The organism is Veronia pacifica, from assembly GCF_001707825.1.
GTDB lineage: Bacteria > Pseudomonadota > Gammaproteobacteria > Enterobacterales > Vibrionaceae > Veronia > Veronia pacifica.
Window position 1 is genome coordinate 1 of record NZ_LYBM01000088.1, and the last position, 6,218, is coordinate 6,218.

Below are 6,218 nucleotides of genomic sequence, written 5' to 3' on the forward strand. Positions count from 1 at the left end.
GCTCCGCTCGATATTCACCAGCTTGATCACCTCCGCCCCCTGAAGCAATGCAACCGTAAACTGCTTCGCCGCCCTCGCATTCTGCTTTTCAGATTCACACTACCCACGAATCTCAGGCGCATCCACCCCTTTCACCCTAACGGGAACCCGCTTGCTCACCACATCCGGCCAGCCATCAATATCAACCCGGAAGGTATCAGCATCACACCGTATCCGATCCATAAACCCCACATTTCTATCATGTTGAGTTCGCCTTAAGATCAAGCCTCCCGCCACAAGGAGATTTTGATATGGCCAATCGACGCACCGACCAAGAATGGAAAACCCTTTGGAAGACTATAAATCCAGCTAACTATCACAACGTATTTTCTGTGAGCAGCACAGGCTGAGCGTTTCCACTTTCTATGTCAAGTGCCGGCAATTAATGCGTTCAGAAACGGCAAGCTCAGGCGGTTTTATCAAAGCCAAAGTCATCGAGAAGACAACGAAATATCAACTTCAAATAGCAACAGCTCACATGACTCCTCTCGTCAATGATGTTGAGTGGAGTATTCCTCAAGGCATGCCAGCTCCTTATCTGGCAGAGCTCATCGGGGCGTTGTCATGAAGAGTATGTTGAGCGCCCCGAATATTTACCTCTACAGCGAGTATGTTGACTTAGGTTTTCAGGCAAGCTTGTAAAGAATTGGCATTGCCGCAACATTGTTAGCTTCAAAGTTATCGAGCACGTATTTTCGGAACGTCGATTTGAAAATCAAAGACGGGAGTATCTCTCTAAGTGAATCCCATCGGCAATGATTAATCACTGTGTATTTCGATTCACTCTTCTCACGTGGCAGTAGTAACGTAGAATTATCAAGCTGTGTTTCCGCTTCAAACCAGCCTGCTGTGTAGTTCCAAACTCCCAAATTCTGTTCAACATCGTCAGCGAAGAAATAATTGAAAAGAAACACGCCTTGCTTGGAGTGATCAACGGGCCCGATTCGTCGAGCATTTGATGCACTGACCTCATGGGTGTATTTGGACCGGGTGTCAATATTAGAGATCATTTTCATAAATTCACTACTACTGCGAAGTGTTTCCTCAACAAGCTCGGATTCGCATTCAATTAATACAACAAGGTCAAAGTTTGCAATATGTACTTTGTCTTCTCGTTGTTTGATGAAATTCCCTCTTCCGGGAGGTATTAAAATAGCACTAAAGACATGTGCGCCAACCACACCTTGCATCTCTAAAAATTTATCGCACGCCGATTTCACATCAGAGATAAGCTGGTTTTTTACTTTACTGTTGGGTAAAAAAGGCAGGCCTGAATCTACGTCTGCTGCGATATGAATAAATTTGGATTCCGATGGGCTTATTAAGGTGACTTCTGGAAAGCTGAGGTGTTTATTTACGAGGTTGAGTGCTTTTGTCATTGTATGCCAACTCCGATTTCGTTGTGCCTGATGCAGGATAAAACGACTTAGGTAAACTATTTATGTCATTATTATTTAATGAGTTTTATGGCGACTGCGTCTCTGCCGGATAATAATCCCAGAGTATCATAATTGAGATAAAAAAATAGGGTGAGAAGAAAGCTTTGGACAACAGTCGGTTCTGTGGCAAATTTTTGATTGGCCTGTCAGAGAGCTTTCCTCCGGACACAATTACCCTGCGAGCGTTTAGAAGCGCACGCAAGCAGTTTCCCCATCAACGTCTATCTGCTCCCGTTTCAACATCGTCCAAAGCTCTCGGCCGAAAAGACGCGCTTTAGCTCCCTCCCATGATTTCCATCTAAAAGCCTGGCGGGTTTTCTGTTTCACCCATCGGTGACTCTGAAAGGTAAAAGTATTTATTTACAGTACTTTGCTTTGCTGAGATGTATCAAGGGTGGGCTGGGTTTGGTGGTGGTGTGGTTTTCCGCCTCTGATTTCGGCCACCCTCATAGCCCAGAAAATTCAATACGTGTAGACGGCCGCAAATCTTACCTTTGAGTTACATTGGAAAAATTGCAGGAATTATATTTTGGGATATTTAACACTGTTATATGTCGCGGAGTAGCCAGTGATTGAGATTGGAAAAGTTGGAGTAATCGAATCTGGAGACGATGTTGGTTTTCAGGTGAAAGTCATTGATGACTCTGAGAGTACTGGCGGTTTGCTTATACTCACAGGAAAAAATCTCAGCGACCCTAACGTAGAGGCATTTGATAGTTGGGTGTCGAATGAAGAAGAACTTGAATGCTACTTCGAGGAATCCAATTGGATAATAAAGTGGCTCTGAACGGAACGATATATAACAAGGCCATCAAACATCGCGCCCTACAGGCTCTGAACTCGCAAAACACGCTCGCCGTTTATGGTAGGCGTTATACGACCACGGAGGTTTCATGTCTAACGGAAAGCCTGAGTTAATTGCGATAGAGCATGATGACTATCATGCGCAACATATAGGACTAACACCTAATGGCCATCAATTTTTTTTAACGAATCCATTTGAACCAGCACGACCTGATATTGCTGGTTGCGAGTATATAACTCTATTTCTATTTGATTCAGCTGGTAATCTAGTTGATTCGGAAATTGAGGAACTTGGTCCAAGAGGTCCTTACTCTGAGGATGATGCAAATAAAAAATATTATGAAAAATTGGAAAAGCTAGAAAATGTAACGTTCCAGCGTATTGAAGTTAAACCATTTTCCGTAGATCACAAAGGAACAAACATTGGGTTAATTGTTCGAGAACCAGAAGATGATGGCGATGTTTGGGCTGTAGAACTTTTACCTTGCAATTACATGGCTTTCTTCGAGCCATGGGATAGCGGTTATTACGATACTTAGGTCGTATAACAAGGTGCTCAAGGGCGGACACAAAAGTTTGGCTTGTAGTTCGTGCCTCACTAATTTTAAGCCAAACTTTTCTGCCGCTTAGCACGGCGTTAGGCACCAAGGGGGTAAGAATGATACCAGTAGGTTATATGTATAAGACTGTTCATGAGCGGCCCGATTGGCTCAAGACTGAGCAGGTATCTGATATTTACTCAGTCAGCAGCTGTGTTTCTGAGGATTTTGCCGATTGGATAAACTACTGGGAGCATAATGGGTATTGGTTCTTTAACAGCCCCAAAGATATCGAAAAGCTCGCAATTAAAAACGATATTGATCTACGCGAAATGACTCTATTTTATTACACTGCCTACGAATATCAGTGGGATGAATTTGAAAGGCGGTGGGAGAAATATCAACCCGAATCTTCCTTTGATATAAACGTCAAAATTCCAAAGGAAACTATTTCCCACGGTTTTGATATCGTCACATTCCTTAATCAAAATGATGCGGAATGCTCACCTTTATCCTGTAATCATTTAGCTCAAGACACCGCGGTAACAGAACATTGTCTTTTGGCTAACTTTCTTAATGCTAGGGAGTTGCTGGAATCGGGAAAATTCGATAGGTGTGAACCTAGACCGTATAGAATTTTTGAGGTCCACACTCTCAAATGTGCCTAACAAGGGCAGCCACAGGACAAAAAACGCTCCGTAATTTTTTGTCTGTGCTGGCAGGCGTTAATAATACCACCCGACCCGCTTACCTCCATCATAAGGCCGGGCTAATCCGACCTTAATCAGCTTTTCTGCCAGCCGTTCGCCATCTATCTCGATATTGGCCAACAGCCGGAAGTATTTGCCCCGCTCGATATTAACCAGCCTGATCGCCCCCGCAGCAACGCAACCATAAACTTCTTTGCCTCCCTCGCCCTTTGCTTTTTAGATTTACACTTCCCACGAATCTCCGGCGCGTCCCCCCCCTTTCACTCGAATGGGAACGCGCTTGCACATAGGTGTGAGGATTAAAGACGTATAGGGGGTCGCAAATTTAACCCTTGAAATATATTAGACAAATCGCAGGACTTATATTGGACACTTTGGGGTATAAAACACTGTTATGTGTTTCACAATACATTCGAGATAAGGATATATGAGCAAATTTAACAGAGTCTTATCATTAACTGGCTGCGTTGGATGGTGTGTTTCAATTCTTTTATTGAATATAGGTATGACTTTTTCGATGCTAGATACGCTCCTTCTGCTTTCACTCGTTTTTACTCAGCGAGCAAGTGTTGAGGGACGGTTCAAGAAGGATTGGATAGAGCTAATATCAGCTGCAGTTTTGGGGGTTGGTTTGTACTTCTCTATCAAAGAATTAATAGGGATCGAAGAGTTCATTTTTCATTTTTAAGCAATAAGTTAGTAGCAGTATCATCGACAATTCTTGTGCTACTTATGCCATATAGGGCGATAATGCGCGAAAGACGTATTCAAAAAGAAGCTTAACTAATTTGCATAGGCATAGTAGCTTACACAGCACACCTAACAAATGCAGTCACAGGACAAAAAAAACCGCTCCGCCATTTCTTGCCAGTGCTGGCAGGCGTTAGTTTATAATCAATTTCTATAACAATAGGATAGTATGAATAACACAAAGGTAGTTGCGATCAGTGGAGCATCTGGTTCAGGTAAAACCACCATTGTTAAAAAACTAGCTCGTGAGTTTGATTGTCCATTTTTACTTTTTGATGATCATACTGATAAAAGTACATACCCAAAAAATATGAAAAGCTGGCTAAAAAATGGAGCCAACGTTTCTCTAATTAAAACTCCAAAATTTGTCATTTCATTAGAAAGTTTACTTTCAAACAATAGCAGTCGTTATATTTTTATTGAAGAACCCTTTGGTAAAGAGCGTGACTCTATGTCGTCTTTGGTCGATTACGTTGTCTTGTTAAATCAACCAATGGAGTTATGCTTAGCTCGTGTTATCAAAAGACATACAGAGCAACCTAATATTAATTCAGCACTCTCTATTTCTAACTACTTGGATAAATATGAGGATCACGTCAGAGAAATTTATATATCAACAGTAAGGCAAGTAAGGAATAACTCTGATTTGGTATTTGACCAAGTGGCTTCAATTAATGATACGACAAGTTATATTGGTAACTGGTTAAAAGCTAATGCAAACTAACAGGGCCATCAAACATCGCGCCCTGCGGGCGCTGGACTGGCAAAAATTGCTCGCCGTTTATGGCAGCGTTATCCCCATCAATTTTAGAGTTTAGAGACCCAAGGTTTAGTCGCTAAATTCCTCTTTCTATAGCCGCTGGTTTATGTCGAAATCGGCAAATAACCTTTGTTTGCGTTGCGTGTCCGAAATTCCAATCACGCAGTTGTATTCACGTTCAGGTTGTTGTTTCTTGGTGGCTTACATGCGGTTTGTGGTGGCGCAAAGTTAGGTAGCTTTTTCAAATCGTACTGGCAGGCGTTATGCCCTTTCAACCAAGGAACATCTTAATGAATTCAAATGAAGATAAAGTCGTCATTCCTTCAGTTCTTAAAGACTTTGAAGATGGCCTTGTAAAGCTACAACGTGAATATATTTCAGTTGAAGCCATACCATTAAATTGTAAGGTTTCTACTGATCCTTTAAGCCTAACAAGAAGCAAGTTTCTTGGTTTTCCTTTTTATCCGATTGATTCTGAATATCCGAAAGATAAGGCCGGTTCTCCAATGGTTTTGCTGGCCCAAATCAATTTTTCAGAACTTCCTAAATTAGAAGGCTTTCCATCATCTGGGCTATTGCAGCTTTTCTTCCCTACCGATGATTGGTGGGATATGGATTCAGGTAAGATCATCTTCCACAAGAGCAGTGATCTAGATAAAAGTCCTATCACTGATTTTTCATTTATTCACGAAAATTCATATGATGAGCTGCCTATAAATAAAATCCATGAAATGGTTTTTAAGAAAGCTATTGATACAGGTTGTAGTGAAGATTCACAATTTTCCTTTATGTTTGGCTCGAAAGACTATTGGGACTTCGAAGATAGTCTGAATGAAATAGATAAAGACGAGTTCGATAATTATTTTTCTTGCACTGGTCATAAAATTGGAGGGTATGCTGATTTTACTCAGGGCGACCCACGCGATTACAGCAAACAACAAAAGAACGACGTTCAACTACTCCAAATTGATGTAGATGATCACATAATGTTTGGGGATAGTGGTGTTGGGCATATATTCATAAACCCTGAAGATCTAAAAGTAGAAAACTTTGTGAATGCTTATTTCTACTGGGATTGTTGTTGAACCAAGATTTTTGCCGTAATAAGTGCAGCCGCGCCACCCCAACCGATTACCCCCATCATGAGGCCGAGCTAACTCGGCCTTAATTTGCTTCT

7 protein-coding genes and 1 pseudogene are annotated in these 6,218 nt (G+C 41.7%); 6 read left to right on the top strand and 2 right to left on the bottom strand.

What is annotated here, in order from left to right:
- Positions 1-99: 99 nt before the first annotated feature.
- Positions 100-222, bottom strand: a complete 123-nt coding sequence (locus A8L45_RS25585) for a hypothetical protein (RefSeq protein WP_281181541.1) — start codon at positions 220-222, stop codon at positions 100-102.
- A 68-nt stretch (positions 223-290) separates the two neighbouring features.
- Here A8L45_RS25585 and tnpA point away from each other — a divergent pair.
- Positions 291-607: pseudogene (gene tnpA, locus A8L45_RS23070) on the top strand (IS66 family insertion sequence element accessory protein TnpA).
- Between the two features lie 58 nt (positions 608-665).
- Here the strand turns inward: tnpA and A8L45_RS23075 are convergent.
- Positions 666-1,418, bottom strand: a complete 753-nt coding sequence (locus tag A8L45_RS23075) for a hypothetical protein (RefSeq protein WP_068905691.1) — start codon at positions 1,416-1,418, stop codon at positions 666-668.
- A gap of 628 nt (positions 1,419-2,046) precedes the next feature.
- Between A8L45_RS23075 and A8L45_RS23080 the strand changes: the two genes are divergently transcribed.
- From A8L45_RS23080 to A8L45_RS23105, 5 genes are all read left to right on the top strand, one after another.
- On the top strand, positions 2,047-2,265 hold the full coding sequence (locus A8L45_RS23080; protein ID WP_068905692.1) for a hypothetical protein: 219 nt from the start codon (positions 2,047-2,049) through the stop codon (positions 2,263-2,265).
- Between the two features lie 106 nt (positions 2,266-2,371).
- Complete coding sequence (locus A8L45_RS23085; RefSeq protein WP_068905693.1) at positions 2,372-2,821, top strand: hypothetical protein; 450 nt, start codon at positions 2,372-2,374, stop codon at positions 2,819-2,821.
- A gap of 119 nt (positions 2,822-2,940) precedes the next feature.
- Complete coding sequence (locus A8L45_RS23090) at positions 2,941-3,489, top strand: hypothetical protein (RefSeq protein WP_068905694.1); 549 nt, start codon at positions 2,941-2,943, stop codon at positions 3,487-3,489.
- A gap of 961 nt (positions 3,490-4,450) precedes the next feature.
- Complete coding sequence (locus A8L45_RS23100; protein ID WP_068905696.1) at positions 4,451-5,005, top strand: nucleoside/nucleotide kinase family protein; 555 nt, start codon at positions 4,451-4,453, stop codon at positions 5,003-5,005.
- Positions 5,006-5,331: 326 nt separating this feature from the next.
- Positions 5,332-6,126, top strand: a complete 795-nt coding sequence (locus A8L45_RS23105; protein ID WP_068905697.1) for a YwqG family protein — start codon at positions 5,332-5,334, stop codon at positions 6,124-6,126.
- Positions 6,127-6,218: the final 92 nt, after the last annotated feature.